This is a genomic window from Streptomyces rishiriensis (assembly GCF_003112535.1).
GTDB classification, from domain to species: domain Bacteria; phylum Actinomycetota; class Actinomycetes; order Streptomycetales; family Streptomycetaceae; genus Streptomyces; species Streptomyces rishiriensis.
Map to the genome: position 1 here is coordinate 76,828 of NZ_BEWA01000006.1, position 25,118 is coordinate 101,945.

Below are 25,118 nucleotides of genomic sequence, written 5' to 3' on the forward strand. Positions count from 1 at the left end.
GCGACTTTATAAAGCCCCTTTCCTAATCCCTTGTCGAACTCTGCGGCACGCCATAGCCTGACGCGGCGCCGGTGCCGTCGCAGTGCTGGCCCGCCCGGCATGCGAAGGGACGGCAGGATGAGGGGGCACGTTCCATGAAGCGCGGCACGTCACGGGACATCCGCACCGCGAACCGCTACGAGGTGCTGCGCCAGATCATCGCCGCGTCGCCCACCTCCCGGCAGGAGCTCGCGGCCGCGACCGGACTCTCGCTCGCCACCGTCGCCACCCTGGTGGGCGAGCTGCTCGACCTCCGCATGATCACGGAGGTCGGGTTCGAGGACTCGGCGGGCGGCCGCCCCCGGGGCCTCGTGGCCGTCAACGCGTCGGGGGGCGCGTTGATCGGCGTGGACATCGCCGAGACGTACGTCCATGTCGAGCTGTTCGATCTCGCGCTGAACGTGCTGGCGCGCGCCGAGGAGAACATGCGGCCCGGCGAGAGCCGTCCGCAGCAGGTGGTGAGCCATGTCGCCACGGCCGCCGGTTCGGTGGTCGCACAGGCCGGCGTCGAGGCGGCTCGGGTGCTCGGCGTCGGGGTGAGCGTGCCCGGTCAGGTGGACCGCGCGACGGGAATCTCCGAGTACGCGCCCAACTGGGACTGGCACGACGTGCCGTTGCTCGATCTCCTCTCCGAACACATCGCGTATCCGCTGTACTTGGACAATCCGCTGCGGGCCGGCGCGGTCGCCGAGCTGTGGTTCGGGGCGGCGCGCGGGCACGGGGACGCCGTGGTGGTCAACCTCGGGACCGGCGTCGGCGCCGGTCTGGTGCTCGGTGGCGGACTGCACCGAGGGGTGAGCAACAGCGCGGGCGAATGGGGGCACACCACCCTCGTGCTGGACGGCCGGCTGTGCCGCTGCGGCAACCACGGCTGCGTCGAGGCGTACGTCGGCGCGCCCGGCATCATGCAGAATCTCAGTGAACTCTTCCCGCACAGCCCGCTGTTGCATCCCGACGACCAGACCGCCACCATCGACGCGCTGGCGATCGCGGTCGCGGCGAACGAGCCGACGGCCGTCCAGGTCGTCCGCGAGACGGCACGTTATCTCGGTGCGGGCATCGCCAACCTCATCAACGTGCTCAATCCCGAGGTGGTCGTGTTGAGCAGCTGGGTCGCCGCCCGGCTCGGCGAGCCTCTCCTCAAGGAGGTGCGCGAGGCGGTGGCGCGGCATGCGCTGAAGCGGCCGCTGGCGGCCAACCGGATCGTCATCAGCCCGATTCCGACCGACCCGGCCTGTCTCGGCGCGGCGACGTTCGCGCTGGAGGGGGCGCTGCAGTCCGTCGGCCAGCGAAACGTCAGACGCATCGCTTCCGCGGGGGCGCGCAGCCGTACGGCACCGTCCGGATGAGCGGCCGTCCTGATGAGGCCGTGCACATGAGGCCGTGGTCATGAGCGGCCGTCCGCATGACAGCGCAGCCGGGACGGCCCGCGTGCTGTGCGTCCAGCGCACGCGGGCCGCGACGAACCACTCATGTGCGTGCACGTTCGCGTGTTCGTGCGCATGTGCGTGTTTCGGCGCAAGTGCGTGCTCGTGCGCAAGTGCGTGCTCGTGCGCAAGTGCGTGCTCGTGCGCAAGTGCGTGCTCGTGCGCAAGTGCGTGCTCGTGCGCAAGTGCGTGCTCGTGCGCGTGGAAGGCGGCCGTGAGGCTCGGCCGTCGGCCCAGCCGGGTGCATCGCCCTCCCGACGGCCGGAGGAGTCGGCGGTGACCCGCAGCGGGAGGCAGCACGGACTCGAAGGGTCCCATGAGGCCCCGGCCGGGCGGTAGTTCGCCCGAGGGTCTCCCACTTGGACCGAGGGCCGCCGGCCCCTGACGCCGGCGGCCCTCATCTCCCCTTCCTCACATCCGAGTCGCACCTTGCGCGATTCCTTCACAACACACGCCCAGAACACGTCCGTTCGCCATGCCGAACCGATCACAACGCTTCGAACAGACTTCGTCCAACCCCTTGCCGAAGCCTTAGCCGAAGGTTAACGTCCCGCTCCGCAGCGTCATTTGAGCCACCGGCACCGAAGCCGCCGAGCCGCAGCCGTACTCGAGACAAGGACGTCACCATGTCGGCAATGAGCAACAGCAACTGGTCCCGCCGATCCCTCTTCCGGGCGGCGGCGGGCATGGCCGCGGCCGGCACGCTCGCCGCATGCGGCAGCAACAACGGCAGGAGCGGCGGATCGGGTTCGGGCGTCGACCTGACGCAGTTCTTCCACGCGTACGGAGAGCCGGGCACCGAGCAGGCGATCAAGAAGTACGCCAAGGCCTACGACAAGGCCAACGTGACCACGCAGTGGATCACCAGCGCCGACTTCGAGAGCAAGCTCTTCGCCACCCTGCTCACCAAGAGCGCGCCCGACCTGTTCGAGTTCCACCCGCAGATTCAGATGATCAGGAGCGGTCAGGTGGCGGACCTGACCGACATCGTCGAGCCGGTCAAGAGCGACTTCAACCCGGCCGACATCAAGTCGCACACGGTCGACGGCAAGATATACGGCGTCCGCATGATCGACGATCCGCAGTTCTTCTTCTACCGCAAGTCGATGCTGGAGAAGGCCAAGGTCCAGGTCCCCACGACGCTCGACGAGTTGATGGAGGCGGCCGCCAAGCTCACCACCGGCAAGGTCAAGGGCCTGTACATGGGCGACGACCTGCACAGCGTCATCAACCCGATGATCTGGTCGGCGGGCGCCGACACCCTCGACGAGAAGAACCAGATCGCCTATCACACCCCAGGCGTCATCGAGGGCATCAAGAAGATGCGCAAGCTGTTCACCAGCGGCCACCTCCTTCTCGGCGCGCCGACCGCGTCCTGGGACCCCTCCTCCCTCAACCAGGGCCTGTGCGCCATCCAGTTCTGCGGGATGTGGGCGATGCCGGGCATCCAGAAGGCGCTCGGCGACGACTGGGGCGTCTTCCCCTTCCCCAAGACCGTCGACTCCGGCAAGCAGTCGGTCTACAACGGCGGCTGGTCGATGTTCGTCAACGCCAAGGGCAAGAACGTCGAGGCCGCCAAGGAGTACGTCAAGTGGCTGTGGATCGACCAGAAGAAGTACCAGGAGGAGTGGGCCACCTCCTTCGGCTTCCACATTCCGCCGCGGACCTCGATCGCTCAGACCGCCACCAAGCTCAAGTCGGGCAACGCCGCTGAGGGCGTCAAGCTGTTCAACGAGTTCGGGCACTTCGACAACATCGGCTGGACCCAGGCCATGATCACCTCGCTCGAGGACGTCTTCGCCAACGCGGTCCGCAAGGACATGGACCCGGAGGCCGCGCTGGACAAGGCCGACACGGCCGTCAACCGCGAACTCAAGAAGCTGTTCGGATAGGCCGCGGGACGGACCTCGACATGTCGACGACCGAGACGCGCGACGTCGCGCGCCCCGCCCCGGCGAAGGCCTCACCGGCCAAGCCGCGGCGGGGACTGCGGGGCAGCCCCACCCTCAACTTCTGGCTCTTCACCGGGCCGTTCCTCATCGGCCTGGCGATCTTCGTCTACGCCCCGATCCTGTGGAGCATCTGGCTCAGCTTCTTCGAAGCCCGGTTCACCGTCACGCCCGACAAGTTCGTCGGCTTCGAGAACTACACGTACATGCTGACGAACGACGACTTCGTCGGCTCGCTCGGCACCTTCACCGCGTTCGCCGCGTTCATCGTGCCCACCACCTGGGCGCTTTCGCTGAGCCTGGCCCTGCTGGTGAACCGGCTGCGCTTCATGCGCGCCTTCTTCCGGTCGGTCTTCTTCCTGCCGACCGCGTGCAGCTATGTGGCCGCCTCGTTGATCTGGAAGATGTCCATCTTCAGCGGGGTCCGCTTCGGCATGATGAACACGGTCCTCGGCTGGTTCGGGATCGAGAACATCGCCTGGCTGGTCGACCCCAATCCGCCTTGGTACTGGGTCGTCATCGTCTCGGCCCGGCTGTGGCTGCAATCCGGTTTCTACATGATCCTGTTTCTGGCGGCGTTGCAGAACATTCCGGGTGAGCTGTACGAGGCGGCCGCCATCGACGGTGCCAAGCCGGGCTGGCAGACGTTCCGTTACATCACGTTGCCGCAGCTGCGCGCCACGTCCACCGCGGTGATCCTGCTGCTGCTCATCACCGCCTACCAGGCCTTCGACGAGTTCTACAACCTGCTGTCGAAGACGACATGGGGCCGTCCGCCCCTGGTCGAGCTGTACTACAAGGCCCTGGGGGAGAGCCAGGACTACGGCGCCGGCAGCGCGGGCGCGGTGATCCTGACCGTGCTGATCTGCGCCGTGACCCTGCTCCAGGGCAAGTTCCTGGGCTTCGGAAGAGGGGAGGAGTCCAAGTGACCACCACGATGCCCGAGGTGCGGGAACCTGCTCCCCCGTCGTCAGACAGGGACCGCCGCCCCAAGCGCGGTGGCGGAGTGATGAGCTCCACCGGGCTCTACATCGCCACCGGGACCGCCGCCTTCCTCTTCCTGGTCCCGTTCTACCTGCTCGTCCGCAACGCCCTGTCCACCGACGCCGAGATCACGGGGGAGAACTGGAAGTTCTTCCCCACGCACCTGCAGTGGGGCAACGTCACCGAACTGTTCACCGACGAGACGGTGCCCTTCGCCCAGTCCCTGTGGAATTCTGCGGTCGTGGCCACCCTGCACACCATCGGCGTCCTCCTGGTGTGCTCCCTCGCCGGCTACGCCCTCGCCCGCATCCCGTACCGGCACGCCAACAAGGTCTTCTACGCCGTCCTGGGCACTCTGATGGTCCCGACGGCGGTCACCTTCGTCCCGAGCTTCGTCCTGGTGTCGTCACTCGGCTGGGTGGACACCTATCGGGGCCTGATCATCCCGGGACTGTTCAGCGGTTTCACGTGCTTTCTGTTCCGGCAGTACTTCCTGGGGTTCCCCAAGGAACTGGAGGAGGCGGCGCGGGTGGACGGACTGGGCTACTGGGGCGCGTACTGGCGCATCGTGGTGCCCAACTCGCTGAACTTCTTCGCGGCGATGGCGACCATCACGTTCATCAACGGCTGGAACTCCTTCCTGTGGCCGCTGGTCATCGGCCAGGACCCGGGCTCGTGGACCGTCCAGGTCGCGCTCTCCAACTACATGACCAACCAGACCGTGATCTTCCATCTGATCTTCATGGCCACGGCGTTTTCCATCCTGCCCCTGGTGTTCGTCTTCCTCTTCCTCCAGCGCTGGCTGGTCCAGGGGATCGCGCAGACCGGAATCAAGGGCTGACCTAGGAGACCGATGTCTTTCCGCACCTCCCCCTCTCTCGGTTCCGCTCGCGCGGGGGCAACCTCCTCCGCCGACTACGTCGAGGACGTCTCGCCGGGCGTCGGGGCCCTTGCGCCCCGCGCCTGGTACGCGACCTCGGACGCGAAGTCCCTTTCGCTGAACGGACGCTGGCGGCTGCGTGTGTCGGCGACGGCCGACGCCGAGGACGACGCGTTCGCCGCGGAGGGGTACGACGCCGGGGACTGGGCCGAGGTCACGGTCCCCGGCCACTGGGTGCTGCAGGGGGAGGGCGCCTTCGGCTCGCCCGTCTACACCAACCATCTCTACCCCTTCCCGGTCGACCCGCCCCGCGTGCCCACGGAGAACCCGACGGGCGACCACCTGAGGGTCTTCGACCTCCCCGAGGGGTGGCCGGAGGTTTCTGAAGGCGGTTTCGTCCTCCGTTTCGACGGTGTCGAGTCCTGCGCGCGCGTCTGGCTGAACGGCACGGACATCGGCGAGTTCAAGGGGTCGCGTCTGGCACACGAGTTCGCGGTCGGGCATCTGCTCAGGCCGAGCGGAAACGTCCTCGCGGTCCGGGTCCACCAGTGGTCGGCGGGCTCGTATCTGGAGGACCAGGACCAGTGGTGGCTGCCGGGCATCTTCCGTGACGTCACCTTGCTACACCGTCCGGCAGGCAGCGTGCTCGACTTCTTCGTGCACGCCTCCTACGACCACGTCACGGGCGAGGGCTGTCTGCGCGTGGACTCCGATGCCGACGGGAGGGTGAGCGTGCCCGCCCTGGATATCGATGTCGCGACCGGGGAAGCGGTTACCGCACCGGTTCAGCCGTGGACGGCGGAGACGCCCACGCTGTACGACGGCGTTCTGGTGACCGCGGGCGAGCGCGTGCCCCTGCGCATCGGCTTCCGCACCGTCGAGCTGGTGGACGGGCTGATCAAGGTCAACGGCCGCCCGATCCTCTTCAAGGGCGTCAACCGGCACGAATGGCATCCCGAGACGGGCCGCGCCCTCGACCTGGAGACGATGCGCGAAGACGTGCTGCTGATGAAGCGGCACAACGTCAACGCCGTCCGTACCTCGCACTACCCGCCGCACCCGGCCTTCCTCGACCTGTGCGACGAGTACGGGCTGTGGGTGATCGACGAGTGCGACCTGGAGACCCACGGCTTCGTCGAGCAGGACTGGCGGGACAACCCCGTCGACGACGACCGCTGGACCCCCGCCCTCCTCGACCGCGCCGCCCGTATGGTCGAGCGGGACAAGAACCACCCGTCGGTCGTCATGTGGTCCCTCGGCAACGAGGCCGGCACCGGGCGCGGTCTGACGGCCATGGCCGAGTGGATCCGCGACCGCGACCCCTCGCGCCTCGTGCACTATGAGGGCGACGTCAACTGCCGGGACACGGACGTCTATTCACGCATGTACGCCTCCCACGAGGAGGTCGAGCGGATCGGACAGGGGCTGGACGGCGGTGCCCTCGGGCGTCGTCAACTCCCCTTCATTCTCTGCGAGTACGCGCACGCCATGGGCAACGGCCCCGGCGGACTGGCCGACTACCAGAAAATCTTCGAGGCCCACGACCGACTCCAGGGCGCCTTCGTCTGGGAGTGGATCGACCACGGCGTCAAGCATCCGCGGCTGGGCTACGCCTACGGCGGCGACTTCGGCGAGGAACTGCACGACGGGAACTTCGTCTGCGACGGGCTGGTCTTCCCCGACCGCACCCCCTCCCCCGGCCTCGTCGAGTTCAAGAAGGTGATCGAGCCGGTCGCCCTGGACGCCACCGCCGAGGGCACGGTCCGCGTCACCAACAAGCAGGACTTCGCCGACCTCTCGGCGCTGGCATTCACCTGGGCCTTCCAGGTCGACGGCGAGACCGTCGGGTCAGGATCTCTCGCGGTGCCGCCGCTCGCGGCGGGCGAGTCGGCCGAGGTCAAACTGCCGGAGCCGCCGGCCGGCGCGCAGGCCGGCGCGGAGACGGGATGGACCGTCCGGGCCGTGCTGGCCGAGGACACCGCCTGGGCGCGCGCCGGGCATGTGGTCTCCTGGGGCCAAGTGGTTTCAGCGCCAAGGGCGTTGCCGTCCTTCGGTCCGGCGGTCGTACCGGTCGTGCCGGTCGCCGGTGAACGGCTCGTCACTTTGGGCCCTGCCTCCTTCGACGTCCGCACGGGTGAGCTGCGGACCCTCGGCCCGGTGGCGGTGACCGGCCTGCGCCTGGACGTGTGGCGGGCGACCACCGACAACGACGACGGCGCCTCCTGGCAGTCGGACGTCCGCCACGGTCTGCTCTGGCGCAAGCTGGGCCTGCACCGGATGCGGCACCGGCTGGACGCGGTCGAAGTCGGCGACGCCGCGCTGACGGTACGGACCCGGGTGGCGCCGGCCGGCTGGGAGGTGGGCCTGTCGACGGCCTACCGGTGGACGTCGGACGGCGACCGCGTGCGGCTGACCGTCTCCGTGACCCCCGAGGGCGACTGGACGGTACCGCTCCCCCGCCTCGGAGTCCGCTTCGGGCTGTCCGAGGCCGACCGGGTGACGTGGTTCGGCGGCGGGCCCGGCGAGGCGTATCCGGACAGCAGGTCGGCGTCCGCGGTAGGACGCTGGCAGTCGACCGTGGACGCCCTGCAGACGCCTTACGTCCGCCCCCAGGAGAACGGCGCCCGCGCCGACGTCCGCTGGGCGGAACTCGGCGGACTGCGCATCGAGGGAGACCCCGCGTTCTGGTTCACCGCGAGGCGCTGGACGACCGAGCAGCTCGACGCCGCCGCCCACCGCACCGACCTGGTCCCGGGCGAGACGGTGTGGGTCAACCTCGACCACGGTCAGCACGGTCTCGGCTCCCAGTCCTGCGGCCCGGGCCCGCTGCCCCAGCACTTCCTCAACGCGGCACCCGCACAGTTCTCGTTCGTCTTCACACCCACGGACCGGCCGACGGACTGAGCAACCAGCCGAACGATGCCGTCCCCCGCCATGGTTCGGCCGGCACCGATCGGCCGGCATTGCTCCAGCGACGTGGCGCGAACGGTTCAAATCAATCAACCAATCAATTAATCAACCATCTGATCGATATCCCGACTCGGTGATGACGTCTCCCGCGGCCGACCGGCTCTCCCGCTGGCCGGCCGCGCTTCACCGGAGGTCGAACGAGTGATCGGCAGCATCGAGGTGCGCGGCGTGCCCCGTACCTTCCCCACCACCGTCCGCCGGTCCGGCCCCGTCGGAGGCCCGCGTTCCCTGATGACCCGGAGCGGGTCGCCAAGCAGGCCGTCCGCGACATCACCTTCGACGTTGCCGCGGGCGAACTCCTCGCGCTGCTCGGGGCGAACGGCCGCGGCAAGTCGACCATCATCAGGATGCTGACCGACCGCTCCCATCCCGTCTTCGAGGTTGATGCCGACCACGCCCACCGCCGCCAGCTGACGTGCGAACTCGGCCACCTCATCCGGATCTTCACTGAAACCGTTTTCGGCGTCGACCGAAAGCAGAAAAGGTCGCGAACCGAGTACCAGCGCCAGTTTGAGCGTCTCGTCCCGGGTCGCGGCGGGCCCGTCCGGCACTCCCACCGCCGTCGGCGTGGTGAAAAGCGGAGAAAGGGCTCGTGGTCGCACCGGGTGCACGCATGCTGCTCACGCTAGCCGCGTGAATGTTCGGCAGACGCCGAACCGTCCCGGTCGGCCGATCTCCGCCTCCGTCTGTCCGGGTGGTCCGTGCCGCACAGTCCGTTCGCGTGCCGCACCGCCGCCGACTCACCCAGCCGCCCGCTCCCCCGCACTGCGCTCCACGCAGAACTCGTTCCCCTCCGGGTCGGCCAGGACCGCCCACCCCGTACCGTCGGGTTTCCGGTGGTCGTCGACGAGGGTGGCGCCGAGGGTGAGCAGGCGCTCGACCTCCTCTTCGCGGTTACGGTCCTGCGGCTGCAGGTCGAAGTGGATCCGGTTCTTCTGGCTCTTGGCCTCCGGGACCGTGACGAAGAGCAAACCCGCATCCTCGATCAGCGCTTCCTCGTCACCCGGTTCGTCGTCCTCCTGGAGAGGCATTCCGAGCACCTCGGACCAGAAGATACCGAGGGCGTAGGCGTCGGAACAGTCGATCGTCACATGCCGGAGGGCAGAAGTCATGCGTGGATTCTTGTGGAAGCGGTTACGCAACGCAACGGGAATTCCCCGGCCAACCGCCGACGTCCCCGCAGTGCCACAGTGCCGCAATACCCCACGGCAAGGACCGATCACTCCTTCCCTGAAAGCCCCTGGCGGTCTCGAAATACACCACCCGGCCCCTGCGTCGCCCCTCCCTCACGCCGACCTACCCGACAGGCCTCGCCGAGGGACGGGCCTCACCGAGGCGCCACCGACCACGACGCCGTTGTCGACCGCTCGTCCGCGACCGTGCAGCCGAAGCGGAAGTGCTGCTCCGAGCCGCTCGACCAGCGGACGGTCAGGTCGTGGACATCGTGGGCGCCATCGGTGGCCACCACCTTCATCTCTACGGACACCAACTCGGCGAGAGGCCGGGGGTTGTGCTCGGCGGTGAGGCGGGCCAGCGCGACGAAGAGCGTCGGACCGTCTCCCACCGTGCCCGAAAGCTCGGAGTCACCCGTCAGCCCGTGAACGCCCACCAGGTCGGCCCGCGCGTCTCCGCTTTCCGCCCGTGCCCACCCCGTGACGTATACGTCCGTCCCCGGCCCCGCGCCGGACACCAGGTGAGCCCTGACCTCCACCGCCCCCTCGGCCACCACCAGGCTGGTGAGTTCGGCTCCGGAACTCAGCGCATTCCGGGAGGCCGCCCAGCCCTCCCCGGCCCCGAGAGGCACGATGCCCTCGCGGTGCGGATCACCACCGACGGTGACGGAGTTGTCCGGCGGCGAGATCAGCGGCCGGGTGACCGTGGAGTAGGCGAAGCGCGTGTAGAAGGGGTCGTAACGGACGTCCTCGCTCCCGTGGTTGTGCAAGCGGACCAGGCCGTCGGAGCTCGTCGATTGCAGCAGCCAGTTGGGGCCCGCAATCGGTGTAACCGCGTTCTGCCGTTCCGCAGGTCCCGCTTCCTCCTGCGCCGTCCACACCGGGTGGTCCGACGGCAGCAGCAAGCCGAGGAACCCCTTGCTCGCCCAGTAAGGGGAGGCCGGTCCGGAATAGCCCTGCAGAACCGACTCGTCGGGTCCGTGCCAGCCGAGCGTCAGCAGTCCCTGATCGTCCACCGCGTCCCGCTCCAGGAAGTACTTCAACGCGCCCGAGGCCAGACGGCGGGTCTCGCCGGGTTGCAGCGGAGTGTGGTCGGTCAGAGCGCCCAGCCACAGCGGCGCGGTGGTGGCGAACCGGTAGGTGAGAGAGCGACCCTGGTGCAGGGGCGCTCCGTCGCCACCGAACAAGCGTGCGTAGTCGGCAAGATGTGTTGTGAGTCGGCCTCCGTACAGGCTGAGCAGGTCAGGGTCGTCGGCCAGCCAGGCGTGCAGGACCGGGTAGAGGTGCATGGCCCAGCCGTTGTAGTAGTCGAAGGCACGACCGGGGCCGTCGGTGTACCAGCCGTCCCCGACGTACCACTGCTCGATGCGTTCCAGGCCGCGGTCGATCGCCTTGCGAGAGGCCTCCTGCTCGTGACCGACCGCTTCCAGGAAACCGCCTACCGTGACGGGGAACAGCTCCCAGTTGCAAGGCCACGGTTCGGCGGTCAGGGCATCACCGAGCCAGGCAGCCGCACGCTGCCGGACCCCGTCGTCGAGACGGTCCCAGAGCAGCGGACGGGTCAGGCGCAGTGCGAGGGCGATCGATGCGGCCTCGACGAGCGGCTGGCTCCGGTCCTCGATGCGGGGCCAGGCGCCGGAGACGCCTGCCGCGAGACCGCTTGCGTAGCGTTCCAGCGCTGTCTCGTCGCGGCGGAAGGCGGCCAGCAGAAGCGTGCGGGCGTATCCCTCCAGTCCGTCGGAGAGTCCACCGGACCAGCTCTCCCGGGAGCCGGGAAAGTGGTAGAGAGCGCGATCCTCGGTGGCATAGGGCTCCACCGCGGCGAGCAGGGCGTCGGCGGCCGCCTGCCAGTGGTCGCGGGTGTATCCAGTACGGGGGCTGAGAGCGGCATCGGGCGGGGGGAGGTGCATCTGTCGTTTCTTCCTTCGCGACCTGGTCGGGGCCTGGGATGTCAGGACCTGGGGGCGTCCCGGTTCCGGTCGAGGCGCCCCCAGGCGTTCATCCCATCCGCACGGCGCCCTTCGGCACCAGATGCCGGGCGACGAGTTCGTCGCGAACCAGGCCCGCGTAGACCGTCGCGCCGTGCAGGGAGGTGTGCGTGTTGTCGCGTTTCTCGTTGTAGAGGTAGAGAGCCTTGGAGCCCTCGACGCCCAGGGACTCCACCAACGCCTTGGTCTTGGCCGTCAGGTCGATCAGCGGGACGCCCTGCGCGGCGGCGACCGAACGGATCACCGCCGGGTGGTCGACGCCAAGTCCGTTGACCAGCAGAGCCGTTGCGTTGTTCAGCGTGCCGTCGGCATTGAACCAACGGCGGACGATGGGGGTCACCAGCACCGGCCGCCCGCCCTTCTCCCTCACCCCTGCCACCAGTGTCTCGAGGTTCGCGCGGTACGTCGTCTCGTCGGTTGTCTTGTCGTTGTGGGCGAGCTGGACCAGGACGAGGTCGCCGGGGCGGATCAGCGGCCGAACCCTGGCCCACAGCTGGGGGTTCCCCAGATACGTGACCGTACTCTCGCCGGAATCGGCGTAGTTGGCGACCGAGATTCCCTTGCGCAGGTACTGCGGCAGCTGCTGGCCCCAACCGGTGTACGGCTCGGCGGGTTGGTCGCAGACGGTGGAGTCGCCGATGAGGAAGATCTGTCGGACGTGCCGGGCGGGAGTGACCCTGATGTCGGCCAGCGCCGGCGCGGAGCCGCCGAACGCCAGGTCCAGTCCGGGAACACCGTCCGCGCCGGTCGGTTCGCCCTCGGGGGTACGGACGTCGACCGTGAAGCTGCGGGCGATGCGGGCGCCGGCGGGGGCGGTGGTCTCGGGCAGCACGGCGCGCCGGGTCTCCGCGGTGACGCTGGTGCTCGACACTGCGTCGCCGCCGAGGACGACCTTCACGTCGTAGGAGCCGGGAGGGACGTCGAAGTGGCATGCGGTGGCGGCGCAATGGTCGATACCGAGGGGCGCCCGGCCACCGTGGGCGGAGGCGGGCACAGCCGTCAGGCCGGCCGCCAGGGTCAGCGCCGCCAGTGCGGCCATGTTGAAACGTCTCACTTGCGGCTCCTCCGTCGCGGGAACAGGGGCTGGCGGCTGGACGGTACCGCCTCCTGCAAGCGCTTTCTAGACCTTGAACGGATTTCACAAGATTGCCGATCTCGCGCAGGCGAAAGCCCTTTCGCGAAATCGATTCAACTGTCACTCTCTCAGGCACCCGCACCCCCACACCTCTCGAAGGAGGCACCCCCATGTCCGGATTCGACAGCCGCAGGCCGGTCCGACGCCGCACCTTCGTCCTCGGCGCCGCCGCCGGCTCGGCCGCGCTCGCCGGGCCGCTCGCCGTGCCGTCCGCCGCGGCGGCGGCGTTCGGCCACACCGACGACGGCTCGAACTACGTCGTCGACACCGGCGCCGCCCTGGTCTTCAAGGTCAGCAAGACCACCGGCGATCTGACCTCGCTGACCTACCGAGGCACCGAGTACCAGGGCTACGGCGGTAAGAATTCGCACATCGAGTCCGGCCTCGGCAGCTCCACCGTGACGATCGCACAGTCCGGCTCGACCATCCTGATCTCGGTCACGCACGGGACTCTCAAGCACTACTACGCAGCCCGCAGCGGTGAGAACAACGTCTACCTGTGGACCGACAAGGCCGATACGTCCGTTTCCGCAACCCGTTACATCGTGCGTGTCAAAGCGGGCCGGTTCCTGAACGACGAGCCCGACTCCTACACCTACACGACCAGCACCATCGAGGCTTCCGACGTCTTCGCGAAGCCGGACGGTCAGACCCGCTCCAAGCACTACTCCAAGCTGCGGGTCATCGACTACGACTACACCGGCTGGACGACCGGCAGTGTCGGGCTGTGGGTCGTGCGCAGCAACCACGAGAAGGCCTCCGGTGGGCCTTTCTACCGATCCCTCCTGCGCCACCAGAGCGCCGATGGCGGAGGCCTGTACGAAATCCTTTACTACGGCCAGAACCAGACCGAGGAGCAACGTTTTGGTCTCCAGGGCCCGTACGTGATCGCATTCACGGACGGCGGCGCACCCTCGTCCTCGCTCTTCTCCGGGAACCTGACCACATCCTGGGCAGACTCGCTCGGCATCTCCGGTTACGTCGGGACGAGCGGACGCGGCCGGGTCGCGGGGGTCGGCATCACCGGGCGCAACACGGCGTACCCGTACACGGTCGGACTCGCCAACGCGGCTGCGCAGTACTGGGGTTCGGCACGGTCGTCCGACGGCTACTTCTCGATTGCCGGGGTGCTGCCGGGGACGTACACGCTCACCGTCCACAAGAGCGAGCTGGCCGTGTACAGCACGCAGGTGACCGTGTCCGCCGGCGGGACGACCACCCTGAACTCGATCGCCATCCCGTCGTCGAACGACCCGAGCAACGCGAGCGCGATCTGGCGCATCAATGACTGGACCGGCACGCCGAGCGGCTTCAAGAACGCCGATCTCATGACGTACGCGCACCCCTCGGACGTACGGGCCTCCGTGTGGACCGGCAACGTGGTGATCGGCAGCGGAAGCGAGACTTCGGCGTTCCCCTGCTACATCTGGAAGGACGTCAACAGTGGTCTGCTCGTCTACTTCAAGCTGACCGCTGCCCAGGCCGCCGCCGCGCACACCCTGCGCATCGGCGTGACGACGGCCTATGCCAACGGCCGTCCGCAGGTCGTCGTCAACGACTCCTGGACCTCGGCCATCCCCTCCCCGCCCACCCAGCCGAACACCCGATCTCTCACGAACGGGTCCTACCGGGGGAACAACCACACGTTCACCTACAGCGTTCCGGCGAGTGCCTGGCTCACGGACACCAACCAGTACAACGTGCTGAAGATCAACGTGGTAAGCGGTTCGAGGTCGACCTCCTACCTCAGCGCGGGCACGTCGATCGATGCGATCGACCTGCTGTCCTGATTGTCTGTCATCAGTCGCGTGTCCACTGCTGGTTGGAGCCGCCGTTGCATGCGTACGTGATGACGGCGGCCGAATTGGCGGTGGACGCGCCGTTCACGTCCAGACACTTGCCACTGGCCCGGGACTCGACGTTCACGTAGCTGCCGGAAGGCGTCAGCGACCAGTGCTGGCTGGTGGCCGTCGCGCTGCAGTCCTCCTGGGTGACCGTGTTCGCGTTCTCCTGCACGCAAAGAGAACTGTTTCTGACGATCAACTGGTAGTAACCGCTTCCGACGGGCTTGAACCAGTACTTCTGGTTGTTCCCGCCGTTGCAGTCGTACTGCTTGATCTGCGCTCCCGCCCACAGGGACTGGCTCGTGACGTCCGCGCACTTGCCGCTGTGCCGGGCGATGAGCGTGTCGTACACGGCACTCGTGCCGGCGACCGTTCCGGCGGCTGAGTCGACGGTGACCTCGGGGGTCCACGACAGCGTCAGCGAGGTGGACGTGGGGAAGCCCAGGGGCAGCCAGAGGTAACGGGAGTCGTTGACCGTGCCGCCGAAGGAGTTGCCCCAGCGGTCACCCAGGTAGAGGTAGGACGTGCCCGAACTCCCCTGAACGGGAAGGACGTATGCGGTCTGCGATCCGTACGCCGTCGAGTCTCCGACGTCGGTCATGGCCGTCCAGGGACCGGCGAGGGACGTCGCCGTCGCGTACTGCTGCTGATTGGGGTTCCAGCCGGTGGCCGCCGAGGTGAGCATGAAGTAGACGCCGTTCCGCTTGAACAGTGCGGGCGCCTCTCGATGACCTCCGTGCCATGGGTCGGCCACCAAACTCGCGATACCGGTGTAGTCGGCGGTCAGCCGGTAGATCTGCAGGTCGTAGTTCTCGCGTGCGGCCGAGATCATGTACCCGGCGCCGTCGGTGTCCACGAAGACCGTGATGTCCCGGGACATGTGCTGGTCGAGCGGGCGGAAGCTGCCACGCCAGCTGTAGTTCCCGTCGACGGTGTCCGACACGGCGACGGCGGCCCGGGCCTCGCTGTAGTCGACGCCGTTCTCCTTGTGCATCCACATCACGAACTTGCCGGTGGAGGCGTTGTACATGACCTTCGGGCGCTCGATGTTGGCGGTGGCCAGTTCGGAGGCGCTCGACTGGGTGAGGACGTGGTTGCGGAACTCCCAGTTCTTCAGGTCCGTGGAACGGTAGGCGTCCACGTATCGAAAGGTGTTGTCGGCGTTGCGGTTCTCACCGAACCAGTAATAGTAGGAGCCGACTTTGAGGACGCCTCCGCCATGGGCGTGGACGGGGTTGCCCGAAGTGTCCTTGAACTGGGTCCCGTTGGTGATCGTCATGGGCGCCGCCTGGACGGGTCCCGCGGTGGCGAAGGCGCCGATCAGCGCCAGACAGAGGGCGAGCAGGGTCGCGTACGCACGTCTCATCTCACGCACTCTCCTTCACGGTGACGGCGATTCGAGCGCCGAAGTCGGGGTGGCCTCCGGTGGCCGGCCGAAGGTTGGAGGCGGGGTGTGGGGGCTGGGCTCGTTCAGGGAGAGCCGCCGAGTGGGGACGGATCGCCGTGTCGTCGTGGAAGCCGTCGCCGTGACGGTCGATGGGCGGATCAGCGCGGCCAAGGACGGGTGGGTCGGCGTACAAGGGCTGCCTCTCGAGAGAGGGGCGCGTTCGGGTCTGCGAACGACATGTGGAATGACGAACGCCGAAAAGGTAAGGGCGCGTTACGAGCAGGTCAACGGGTCTGACGGGACTTGATGGAAAGCCCTTTCCGGAACTTTCCGCCCGGATGGTGGCTTTCTGGGTCCCGAGAGCCGGCCGGCACATAGGGGAAGCAAGATTTCTGTTATCGGTCCCGCTGTGCCGCGTCTCCGTAGTGTGCGCAACCCTCTTCACATCTCCACCGCGGCCATCGGCGCCCTCGCGGCCGCCGCAGCCCTCCTCGCCAGCGGTCCCCCGGCCATGGCCGCCGACGTCCGGGACGTCACCGCCGACGTGCTGGCAAACCGGGACGTTACTCTCACCGGCGACTCGGCGGTGACCGTACCCGCCGGGACGACGACGTACAGTGGCGTGTTTCGCGGCCAGGGAACACTGACAGTCCGAGGCGGGGGGACCCTCGTCCTGAGCAAGGACAGCGACTTCACCCTGCCCAGCCCACGTCGGCGACAGGTGGTGCGCACACAGGGCGGAAACCACCCGTACACGACGGTCAGCAACCCCGATCCGCCCGCGATCACAGTGGAGCGCGGAACGACGTTGCAGTACGGCACCGGTGGGGGTACCGGACTGATCGGGCACTTCCCGTACGACACTCCCGGCTACCGGCTCAACCAGCTCAACATCCGCGTCGACGGCACGCTCCGCCTGTCGCTGACCCGCACTTTCAACATCGGCACGATCAGTGGTTCCGGCCTGGTCACCCAACCTCGCAACATGTGGGGCACGCTCGACCTGGCCGGTACGCACCCCTTCTCCGGCGTCATCGACAACGGCACCGGCATGGCGGTCGGCCGTCCCGAGTACCCCGTCTCGCTGCCCAACACCCGGGCGATCCTCAACCAGGGATCCTGGATCATCGACACTCCGCTGGACAGAACGGTCACCCTGCGCCAGAACTTCTACCAGCGGCAGTACGGCAGCGACGTCAACGTCCACACGCGGCCGGGCAGCAGGGTCGTCCTCACAGGCCAGTACAGCTACAGCGACCAGGGTGGCGACACCGCGCCCACGCTCAGCGACCCGGTCCTCAACTGGCGTGCGATCCCGCACCAGTTGAACAAACGCGGCACGAACATCGAGGGCGCGAACGTGCAGTGGGGTGACGGCACCACGCACAAGATCTTCATGCCGGGCACGAAGGACACCGTTTACATCAATTTGCACGAGGCCAGCGGACGGCGGTCGTTGCTGACATTCGACTACGACGGCCCCGTCACCCTGGGTGCGCCGATCGGTGGCGGCAAGTACCACGACACCCTGGCCGCACCCGGCGCCGGCGACGTCGTCATCGCCGGAACCAAGGGGAACGACGTCACCTTCGCGGCCGCGCAGTACTACGACGGTTCGACGACCGTGCAGAAGGGAGCGATCCTGCGACTCGGATCAGCGCAGGGGGACGGCTCTGTGCTCACCGGAACCGACCGGCGACGGATCGTGAATGACGGCACACTGATAGTGCGAAACACGAGGCACGCGGTTTCATTGTCCCGCCTGGGAGGCAGCGGCTCTCTCGTGCAGTCCGGGGCCGCGAAGACGACCCTCACGGGATCGGCGGTGACGTACACCGGAACGACCACGATCGAACGGGGAACCCTCGCCCTCGAGAACGGGGCGACGCTGGCCAACAGCAGGGCCATCCGGCTGACGTCCGCGGCAGCACAGCTGGACACCGGCGGCTCGGCATTGCGGGTGACGAGCACACTCAACGGCAAGGGAATCGTGCGCGGCGCCGTGACGAACGAGGGCGTCGTCACGGGAGGGCTGACGGTCACCGGGGCATACACGCAGCATGACGAAGGCCAACTGGTGTTGGCGGACACACCCTTGACGGTGGCAGGCAAGGTGACCCTGGCCGGCGGACTCGACCTGTCCGCCGGGGACAGGGCCACTGCGGCAACGGATTCTGGTACCGCTTTCGACAAGTCGTCCGCGTCGCGACGGACCGATACCGCTTCCAGCAAGGCTTCCGAAACGGCCGGCAGTAATCCGGGCCGCACCATCATCGTGCTGAATCACACAGGGAGCACACCCGTCAGAGGTACCTTCGACGGTCTGCGTGAGGGTGGGGAGGTGAAGCTCGACGACACCGTTTACCGGATCAGTTACAAGGGAGGGGACGGCAATGACGTCGTGCTGGCTGCCACGGCCGAAAGCTCTTCGGTGAGCGCAAGCGGGCGGGCTTCCTCGCGAGCCGTCACCGCAGAGACGCGCGGCGCCGATGCGACCAGGCCCAGCGCGTTCGGGTGGTGGCCGTACGTGCTGACAGCCGGCCTGCTCGGTGCGCTGCTGGTCCCCAAAACCAGGCGCTCACGGGGCGGACAGCGCAACCGGGGCGGCCGCCACTCGGCGCCCAGGGGCTGATCCCCGAACCCAAGCCGTGCCCCAGCAAGGCCCCGGCCACCGCACTGCAGTGATCGAGGCACGGTGCGGACGCCACCCCTCCCAGGACGCGGTGCACGCGGTCTGTGACAGGGTCAGCTTCATCAGGTGTTCGGATGTCTCCCCCTTCCCGCCCCGCTCCAAGGGCGCCGATCCTGGAGGGCCCGAACCGTACGCTTCGCGATCGTGGTCGGCAACAGAGGAAATGATCGGTCTCGGCTGAACGACCCGACGAGTGCCAGCCCTCGCAGTCGCAGTCGCAGTCAACGATCAGAAAGCAGCGCAGGAGCACGATCATGAGGCCTCATCCCACGATGTGGTCCCGCTGCTCACACCCTGGACTCATCGGGCTGTAGCTCGTCCCTTCGGCTAGCGTCTTGCCATGACCAGCGACATACCTTCTCCTCTCGCAGAGACCTCCCTCGCCACGGCGCTCGCCACCGGGGCCGTCGTCCTCGACGGCGGCATGTCGAACCAGCTGGAGTCCGCCGGGCACGACCTGAGCGACGAGCTCTGGTCGGCGCGGCTGCTCGCCGAACGCCCCGAAGCGATCATCGAGGCCCACCTCGCCTACTTCGAGGCGGGTGCGAACGTAGCGATCACTTCCAGTTACCAGGCCACTTTCGAGGGATTCGCGAAGCGTGGTATCGACCGCCAAGAGGCGGCACGGCTGCTTACGCTGAGTGTGGAGCTGGCTCGGGAAGCAGCACGGCGGGCACAAGGCAAAGGGGCCACGCACCCGTTGTGGGTGGCCGCGTCGGTCGGACCGTACGGGGCGATGCTCGCGGACGGTTCCGAGTACCGAGGGCGGTACGGCCTGAGCGTCCAGGAATTGGAACGCTTCCACCGCCCCCGGTTGGAAGTGCTGGCTGCCGCCGCGCCCGACGTGCTGGCGCTGGAAACGGTTCCCGACGCCGACGAGGCCGAGGCACTGCTGCGCGCGCTGCGGGGACTCGGTGTTCCGGCCTGGCTGTCGTACTCCATCACCGGAGCCCATACCCGCGCCGGGCAGCCGCTGGAGGAGGCGTTCGCTCTGGCCGCCGACGCGGACGAGGTGATCGCGGTCGGCGTGAACTGCTGCGCGCCCGAGGACGTCGACGCCGCCGTGGCAATCGCGGCGCGGGTGACGGGCAAACCCGTCGTCGTCTACCCGAACAGCGGCGAAGCCTGGGACGCGGAGGCCCGCGCGTGGAAGGGCCGTTCCTCCTTCCTTACCGAACAGGTGCTGGGTTGGCACGAGTCGGGGGCCCGCCTCATCGGCGGCTGCTGCCGCGTCGGTCCCGAGGCCGTCGCCTCGATCGCCCGGACCTTGTCGCCCGTGTAGGCCCTGTTCGGTCGGCTTCCGCTGACATGCATGATCGTGAAAGCGGTCGCTTTCGAATTCCGCCGGAGGAAGGGGCGACGGGATCACGAGGCATGCTGTCGGATGGACGCAAAACGCCCCATGAGACACGGCGACCAGCGCCGGGGTCCCGGCCGACTCCCCCGGGGGCTGGCAGCGTGCGTCCCGCGAGCGCATCCCGGCACAAAAGCGCGCGGTGCGGGCGAGGCGGTGCGGGCGAGGCGGCGCCTACGCCGTACCGTGCATCAGAAGGACCCGGCGGTTTGGCGGCCCAGCTCAGAGATACCGGACGAGGTACACAACGTGTCAGCGACCGGTTACCACGGCATTCCGTTCGCGCGCGACCTGCTCCGACGCTGACGACGACACCCTGCCCCCCTCCCAGGAGCCAGGCCGGCACTCCTCAGCGCCCCAACCTGCCGGGTGGTGCTCCTGACGCATCGGGTGGGCACACGCTGGTGGCGACCCGAATGGTCACGTGGGACTGGGTGGGGGCCGTCGGAGAGGCCCCGTCCGCCTCGATTCCGACCCGGCTCCCGTCTCGGCCCGGCTGCAGCTTCGAAGAAACACCTTTCGCGAGACGCAGCGGTCACGGGCACCAGCCCGAGGACATCTGAGGACACCCGAGGACACCCCGAATGCCAGGTAAACGAAGAAGCAGGTTTCCTCCGCGCATGGGGGGGGCGACCGACGATCAGCGCCCCCGCACCCCTCCGGCGCGGCGCAGTCGCCGCACCGCCGATCTCAACTCTGCGCGGCGCGCGGCCCTGCCTAGCAACGGATCCCGCGCCGGCGGCCCGTCGACGGGTTCGTCCGGAGCGACGGCTTCGGCTCCCGCCGCCGTCCACAGCGCCAACTCGCGATCGCGCAGGCCATATGCGGTATGGGCCATGTGGTCGGCCGCGTGCGGCCCGCTGCCCGCCTCCGTGCGCCGACCATCGGCTGGTTTACCGACACCGTTGAGCGCCGCCTTGCCCCTGCCGGCCTCATGAGCAACTCCGCCGAGCGCATCCCGCCCCCCGCCGACCTCGCCGAAGACCCGCACCGGATGCGCCGTGCCCCAGGCTTCCCAGCCAGGTTTGCCCGTCGTCACGAATCGTGTCCACGCCTCGTGCATCGCGTCGGCGAGCGCCTGCGGCGCTCCGTCACCGGCGAGCTTCGCAGACTCGGGCGTCTCGCCGGTATCGAATACGAAACCGAGTTCCAGAGCGTGGCAGGCGCCGAGTCCGGGCCGCAGGGAGGGCCAGGCGAATTCGTACACGTAGGACGACCCGGGACGGGCATCGGCCAGTTGTCGAAGCGGCAGCCGCAGCAGTTTGTCGGTGACCATCTGGCCGACGAGTTCGGCGGTGCCGGCCTCGGGGTGCAGGGCGCGGTAGCCGCGCGGCACCTCATGGCCGCAATGACAGCGGGCCATGGCTCCGGCGAGAGCGACGGGGCCCATCCGGTCGACGCGCTCCAGCAGACCTCCCGGCACCAGCCAGAGCCGGTACTCGTCGCGTGTCCAGCCCATGAGCAGGTCGACACCGTGGGCCACGTCTCCGTCGACGAGGGCCTGCAGGGGATCGCGCGGGACGAGGTCGCCGTCGACCACGATGCCGAAGGCGGGGCCGCCCAGCACAGGACTGCTCAGTCTGCCGACCTCGGCCTGGGTACTCAGCAGCAGATCTCGATCGATGGCGGCGAAAGCTTCGGCAGTGGCCGGGATCTTCAACCGGTTGGCCATTCGACGCACCATGCGCCGCACCTTGTCCCGCTCGAAGGCCTCCGGCGGTCCGCTCTGCAGGACAGCCCGCCGGAAGAGTCCTTGTGCCTGCGGGGCCGCGATCAGTGCGCCCACGCTGATGGCGCCTGCGGACTGACCTGCCAAGGTGACCTTGTCGGGATCGCCGCCGAAGGCTCCGATCGCTCGGTGGACCCATTCCAGCGCGGCGAGCTGGTCGCGCAGACCCGGGTTGGCGGGCGCGTCCGGGAAAAGTCCGTAGCCCTCCACGCCCAGCCTGTAGTTGATCGATACGAAAACGATTCCAGCAGCGGCGAACTTCCTTCCGTCGTATACCGGTACCGCTGAGGAACCCCTGGTCAGCGCGCCGCCGTGCAGCCATACGAGGACCGGCAGCCGGGCGCTCGGCATGGGTTCCGGCGTCCAGACGTTGAGGTTGAGGCAGTCGTCACCCGGAATGACAGGGTCGGACAGATACTGCGCGAAGGCCTCGGAGTACGACGGTTTGGGTGGCGTCGGACCGAAGGCCCCCGCATCGCGCACCCCGTCCCAGGGTTCCGGCGGGACAGGCGGCTTGAAGCGGAGTGTCCCGAAGGGGGGCGCCGCGTACGGGATTCCCCGGAAGACGGAGATGCCGTGCTCATGTCTCCCACGGACGGGCCCGTAGGGGGTCCTGACCACAGGGTGTGGGGCGGACTCCCCCCTGGCGTCACTCGCAGGATTCGTCTCGTCTGCTGCCACCTGCTCACCAGCCCTTCGCCGCGCTCGCGCACCGGTAACACCAGAGCACCACAACAAGGCCCGCTATTCCGGTGCAGAAGCCTCTGGGAGGGCTGTTCGGCGTACATCAGTGTGTCGAGATCGAGCCGGTCGCAGCCGCCGGTCCGACCGTTCCTGCCGACCGATTGACCGTACTGCAGCCCAGACCTACGGTAGATGGCGGCTACAGAAAGCGCTTCCTATTTGTTTCTACGCACCTCAGGAGAGTCATGCCCAGCGCCTCCCTGCCGAGGGCCGTGTTCGCCATGGATCCGGTACATCTCCCCCTGCTGTTCCCGGATCCCTTGATGGCCCGGTTGCGCCGCACAGCCGAGATCGACACCGGGTTCGTCGTTCGCGATTTCTCCGATCACGCCGCCACGACGGCGCTGGCCGACATCGAGGTCCTGATCACTGGCTGGGGCTGTCCCCGCCTGGAGGCGGGCATCGCTGCCTCGGCACCCCGACTGCGCGCCGTGCTCCACGCCGCGGGCTCGGTTCGCTCACTGGTCGGCGAGGCGCTGTGGGAGCGGGGAGTGACCGTCTCCAGCGCGGTCACCGGCAATGCCGTTCCGGTGGCCGAGTACACCCTCGCGATGATTCTGCTGGCCGGAAAGGACGTCTTCGCTCACCGTGAGCGGTTCCGTCGCACCCATGCCCAGCCGACCCCCGCCGAGACCTCGGCCACGGGCAACTTCGGTCGCAGGGTAGGCGTCATCGGCGCGTCGCGTGTGGGCCGACGCCTGCTGGAACTGCTGCGCCCGCACAACTTCGACGTCCTGCTCCACGATCCGTATGTGGACGCGGCCGAAGCCGCCGAACTCGGCGCGCAATCGGTTTCCTTGGACGATCTCCTTCTGCGCAGCGACATCGTCAGCCTGCACGCGCCGGACATCCCCGACACCCGTCATATGCTCGATCACGCCCGCCTGGCCCTGATCCGGGACGGCGGCGTACTCATCAACACATCGCGGGGAGCCCTCGTGGACCACGCCGCCCTCACCGACGAACTGGTCTCCGGCCGGCTGCACGCGGTGCTCGACGTCACCGACCCGGAACCGCTGCCGGCCGACTCCCCTCTATACCGGTTGCCGAACGTCTTTCTGACGCCACACATCGCCGGATCCCTCGGCAACGAGCTCGAGCGCCTCGGCCGTATCGTCGTGGAGGAACTGGAACGGCTGGCCGACGGGCTGCCGCTCGCCCATGAGGTGCGCCACGCCGACCTGGCCAGCATGGCCTGACGACGCCGTCGGCAGGAGCCTCCACCGAGCCGGCTTTTCGGCTGTTACCGGGGGTATCCACAGGCCGGTCCACCTGGCACGGCATCGGGATACGGTTCCCGAGCCGACGGGGGGCCAGGCCCCGTCCGTCCGGCGATCAGGCCACGCCGTCCTCCGAGTCCGTGGCCCCGAGGCGCCCAAGATGGCACGACGGTAAGGAGCCGCAACGTGAATCAGCGTAAGACGACCAGTGACGTAGTCGGCCGGGTGACCATAAGGGACGTGGCGGAGCGCGCCGGTGTGTCTGCCGCAAGCGTTTCCCGCGTTTTGTCGAGTAGCAACTACCCCGTTTCCGACACGGTGCGCAGCCGTGTGATGCAGGTCGTGCGAGACCTGGACTACGTGACGAACGCGCACGCGCGGTCTTTGGCCGGCGCGGGCACGCCGACGGTGGCGATACTGATCAACAATGTCACCTCCGCGGCGTTCGCCCACATCGCGAAGGGCGTCGAGGGCGCGGCCACACTGCGCGGCTGGCTGTCGCTCGTCGGAACCACGGGCGACGACCCCGAACGTGAGCTGGCTCTCGTCAACCTGATGCGGCAACAGGGTGTCGCCGCCGTCGTCTTGCTCGGTGGTGCCTACGACTACGACGAGTACCAACTGCGCATGGCCCGCTTCGCCCGTTCCCTCGATGCCGCCGGCTCGCACCTGGTCCTGGTCGGCAGGCCCTCGTTGCAGGGCGACGTCCCGGCCACGACCGTCGACTACGACAACGAGTCCGGCGCCTACGCCATGGCCGGCCACCTGCTCTCGGCCGGCCATCGACGCATCCTGGCCCTGCCCGGCCCGGCTGAACTCAGCACGGCGCAAGGCAGGTTGAACGGCGCACGTCGAGCCTTCGAGGCGTACGGGGTGCCGTTCGACCGGGGACTGGTGCGGCGCGGCCCCTATGACGACGCGTACGGGTACGCGGCAGTGGAAGCGGCTCTGCATGAGACGCCGGACTTCACTGCAGTACTCGCCGGTACCGACGTCGTCGCCGCGGGCGCCATGCAGGCGTTGCGTGCGGCGGGGCTGCGGGTGCCGGAGGACGTGTCGATCACCGGCTATGACGACATCCCGCTGGCGTCCCAGCTCACCCCTCAACTCACCACGGTGCACGTGCCTTACGAGGAGATGGGCCGGGTGGCCCTGCGTGCGGCGGCGGACCGACGGAAGGGGGCCGGAGCCGCAGCAGGGCGCAAAAGTTCGGACTCCGAACACCTGGTGCTGGGGACCCATGTCGTCGTGCGGGATTCGGTGCGCCCCCCGAAGCGGCTCCGGTGAGTCACGGCGTCAGCTGAGACCTGCCCGAGGGTCAGTTCGTAGGCCTTTTCTTCCAGTTCACAAGGTGCAGGGGTCGATCCAGTTCACAAGGTGCAGGGCTCGATGGGGACCTGACCGCGGGCGCCCGGGACGGCCTCCCGGAGCACAACGCGCCCGACCGATCCGGAACCATCCTTCTGGGTCCCCACGCCCCCAGCCGCGCGACGCGGGAACCGTACGCCGTGCCGCTGCAACGTTTGCTGCACAACCTTCGATGCCGTCGAGAGCCTGGGTCTACCGTTTTGAGCAACCGGTTACTGCCGCCTCCGCCGCACGCG

16 protein-coding genes and 2 pseudogenes are annotated in these 25,118 nt (G+C 68.2%); 12 read left to right on the forward strand and 6 right to left on the reverse strand.

Annotation, left to right across the window (positions count from 1 at the left end; genetic code table 11):
* Positions 1–134: 134 nt before the first annotated feature.
* From Sri02f_RS11750 to Sri02f_RS42220, 7 genes and pseudogenes are all read left to right on the forward strand, one after another.
* A complete protein-coding gene (locus Sri02f_RS11750; protein WP_109001092.1) occupies positions 135–1,388 on the forward strand; it encodes an ROK family protein in 1,254 nt (417 codons plus the stop codon).
* A gap of 123 nt (positions 1,389–1,511) precedes the next feature.
* Positions 1,512–1,805 carry a hypothetical protein gene (locus tag Sri02f_RS42685; protein ID WP_245970602.1) on the forward strand — a complete coding sequence of 98 codons (294 nt, stop codon included), beginning with the start codon at positions 1,512–1,514 and terminating at the stop codon, positions 1,803–1,805.
* Between the two features lie 287 nt (positions 1,806–2,092).
* Complete coding sequence (locus Sri02f_RS11760) at positions 2,093–3,358, forward strand: ABC transporter substrate-binding protein (protein ID WP_109001094.1); 1,266 nt, start codon at positions 2,093–2,095, stop codon at positions 3,356–3,358.
* 20 nt (positions 3,359–3,378) lie between these two features.
* A complete protein-coding gene (locus Sri02f_RS11765) occupies positions 3,379–4,344 on the forward strand; it encodes a carbohydrate ABC transporter permease (RefSeq protein ID WP_109001095.1) in 966 nt (321 codons plus the stop codon).
* A complete protein-coding gene (locus Sri02f_RS11770; protein WP_373865088.1) occupies positions 4,341–5,240 on the forward strand; it encodes a carbohydrate ABC transporter permease in 900 nt (299 codons plus the stop codon). Before Sri02f_RS11765 ends, Sri02f_RS11770 begins: the two co-directional genes overlap by 4 nt.
* A 12-nt stretch (positions 5,241–5,252) precedes the next feature.
* Positions 5,253–8,183 carry a glycoside hydrolase family 2 TIM barrel-domain containing protein gene (locus Sri02f_RS11775; RefSeq protein WP_109001096.1) on the forward strand — a complete coding sequence of 977 codons (2,931 nt, stop codon included), beginning with the start codon at positions 5,253–5,255 and terminating at the stop codon, positions 8,181–8,183.
* Between the two features lie 207 nt (positions 8,184–8,390).
* Positions 8,391–8,605, forward strand: a pseudogene (locus Sri02f_RS42220) (ATP-binding cassette domain-containing protein); the annotation flags it as partial.
* Here the strand turns inward: Sri02f_RS42220 and Sri02f_RS42225 are convergent.
* The 4 genes and pseudogenes from Sri02f_RS42225 to Sri02f_RS11800 all read right to left on the reverse strand — a co-directional run.
* Positions 8,597–8,809, reverse strand: a pseudogene (locus Sri02f_RS42225) (isocitrate lyase/phosphoenolpyruvate mutase family protein); the annotation flags it as partial. The pseudogenes Sri02f_RS42220 and Sri02f_RS42225 overlap by 9 nt on opposite strands.
* A gap of 180 nt (positions 8,810–8,989) precedes the next feature.
* A complete protein-coding gene (locus tag Sri02f_RS41185; RefSeq protein ID WP_159106701.1) occupies positions 8,990–9,361 on the reverse strand; it encodes a VOC family protein in 372 nt (123 codons plus the stop codon).
* Positions 9,362–9,576: 215 nt separating this feature from the next.
* Positions 9,577–11,331 (reverse strand): DUF2264 domain-containing protein, encoded by a 1,755-nt coding sequence (locus Sri02f_RS11795; protein ID WP_109001098.1) that lies wholly within the window; start codon positions 11,329–11,331, stop codon positions 9,577–9,579.
* Positions 11,332–11,419: 88 nt separating this feature from the next.
* Positions 11,420–12,463, reverse strand: a complete 1,044-nt coding sequence (locus tag Sri02f_RS11800) for a rhamnogalacturonan acetylesterase (protein WP_109001099.1) — start codon at positions 12,461–12,463, stop codon at positions 11,420–11,422.
* A 191-nt stretch (positions 12,464–12,654) separates the two neighbouring features.
* Between Sri02f_RS11800 and Sri02f_RS11805 the strand changes: the two genes are divergently transcribed.
* Entirely contained in the window at positions 12,655–14,334 is a 1,680-nt protein-coding gene (locus tag Sri02f_RS11805; protein WP_109001100.1) for a rhamnogalacturonan lyase B N-terminal domain-containing protein, read from the forward strand.
* A gap of 10 nt (positions 14,335–14,344) precedes the next feature.
* Here the strand turns inward: Sri02f_RS11805 and Sri02f_RS11810 are convergent, their stop codons facing one another.
* Positions 14,345–15,754: an RICIN domain-containing protein gene (locus tag Sri02f_RS11810; RefSeq protein WP_109001101.1), complete on the reverse strand. Its 1,410-nt coding sequence runs from the start codon at positions 15,752–15,754 to the stop codon at positions 14,345–14,347.
* A gap of 532 nt (positions 15,755–16,286) precedes the next feature.
* Here Sri02f_RS11810 and Sri02f_RS11815 point away from each other — a divergent pair.
* Entirely contained in the window at positions 16,287–18,407 is a 2,121-nt protein-coding gene (locus Sri02f_RS11815; protein WP_373865089.1) for an autotransporter, read from the forward strand.
* 400 nt (positions 18,408–18,807) lie between these two features.
* Positions 18,808–19,749 carry a homocysteine S-methyltransferase gene (mmuM, locus tag Sri02f_RS11820; RefSeq protein WP_109001103.1) on the forward strand — a complete coding sequence of 314 codons (942 nt, stop codon included), beginning with the start codon at positions 18,808–18,810 and terminating at the stop codon, positions 19,747–19,749.
* A 712-nt stretch (positions 19,750–20,461) separates the two neighbouring features.
* Here the strand turns inward: mmuM and Sri02f_RS11825 are convergent.
* Complete coding sequence (locus tag Sri02f_RS11825; protein WP_245970603.1) at positions 20,462–22,171, reverse strand: carboxylesterase/lipase family protein; 1,710 nt, start codon at positions 22,169–22,171, stop codon at positions 20,462–20,464.
* A gap of 308 nt (positions 22,172–22,479) precedes the next feature.
* Between Sri02f_RS11825 and Sri02f_RS11830 the strand changes: the two genes are divergently transcribed.
* Both Sri02f_RS11830 and Sri02f_RS11835 read left to right on the forward strand, forming a co-directional pair.
* Positions 22,480–23,493 carry a hydroxyacid dehydrogenase gene (locus Sri02f_RS11830; RefSeq protein WP_109001105.1) on the forward strand — a complete coding sequence of 338 codons (1,014 nt, stop codon included), beginning with the start codon at positions 22,480–22,482 and terminating at the stop codon, positions 23,491–23,493.
* Between the two features lie 207 nt (positions 23,494–23,700).
* Positions 23,701–24,801, forward strand: a complete 1,101-nt coding sequence (locus Sri02f_RS11835; protein ID WP_109001106.1) for a LacI family DNA-binding transcriptional regulator — start codon at positions 23,701–23,703, stop codon at positions 24,799–24,801.
* Positions 24,802–25,118 lie beyond the last annotated feature (317 nt).

What these genes read in the sequence shown, in the direction of transcription:
- Sri02f_RS11750 (WP_109001092.1), top strand. Translation starts at nt 135, where the DNA reads ATGAAGCGCGGCACGTCACGGGACATCCGCACCGCGAACCGCTACGAG.
- Sri02f_RS42685 (WP_245970602.1), top strand. Translation starts at nt 1,512, where the DNA reads ATGTGCGTGCACGTTCGCGTGTTCGTGCGCATGTGCGTGTTTCGGCGC.
- Sri02f_RS11760 (WP_109001094.1), top strand. Translation starts at nt 2,093, where the DNA reads ATGTCGGCAATGAGCAACAGCAACTGGTCCCGCCGATCCCTCTTCCGG.
- Sri02f_RS11765 (WP_109001095.1), top strand. Translation starts at nt 3,379, where the DNA reads ATGTCGACGACCGAGACGCGCGACGTCGCGCGCCCCGCCCCGGCGAAG.
- Sri02f_RS11775 (WP_109001096.1), top strand. Translation starts at nt 5,253, where the DNA reads ATGTCTTTCCGCACCTCCCCCTCTCTCGGTTCCGCTCGCGCGGGGGCA.
- Sri02f_RS41185 (WP_159106701.1), bottom strand. Translation starts at nt 9,361, where the DNA reads ATGACTTCTGCCCTCCGGCATGTGACGATCGACTGTTCCGACGCCTAC.
- Sri02f_RS11795 (WP_109001098.1), bottom strand. Translation starts at nt 11,331, where the DNA reads ATGCACCTCCCCCCGCCCGATGCCGCTCTCAGCCCCCGTACTGGATAC.
- Sri02f_RS11805 (WP_109001100.1), top strand. Translation starts at nt 12,655, where the DNA reads ATGTCCGGATTCGACAGCCGCAGGCCGGTCCGACGCCGCACCTTCGTC.
- Sri02f_RS11810 (WP_109001101.1), bottom strand. Translation starts at nt 15,754, where the DNA reads ATGAGACGTGCGTACGCGACCCTGCTCGCCCTCTGTCTGGCGCTGATC.
- Sri02f_RS11815 (WP_373865089.1), top strand. Translation starts at nt 16,287, where the DNA reads ATGGCCGCCGACGTCCGGGACGTCACCGCCGACGTGCTGGCAAACCGG.
- mmuM (WP_109001103.1), top strand. Translation starts at nt 18,808, where the DNA reads ATGACCAGCGACATACCTTCTCCTCTCGCAGAGACCTCCCTCGCCACG.
- Sri02f_RS11830 (WP_109001105.1), top strand. Translation starts at nt 22,480, where the DNA reads ATGCCCAGCGCCTCCCTGCCGAGGGCCGTGTTCGCCATGGATCCGGTA.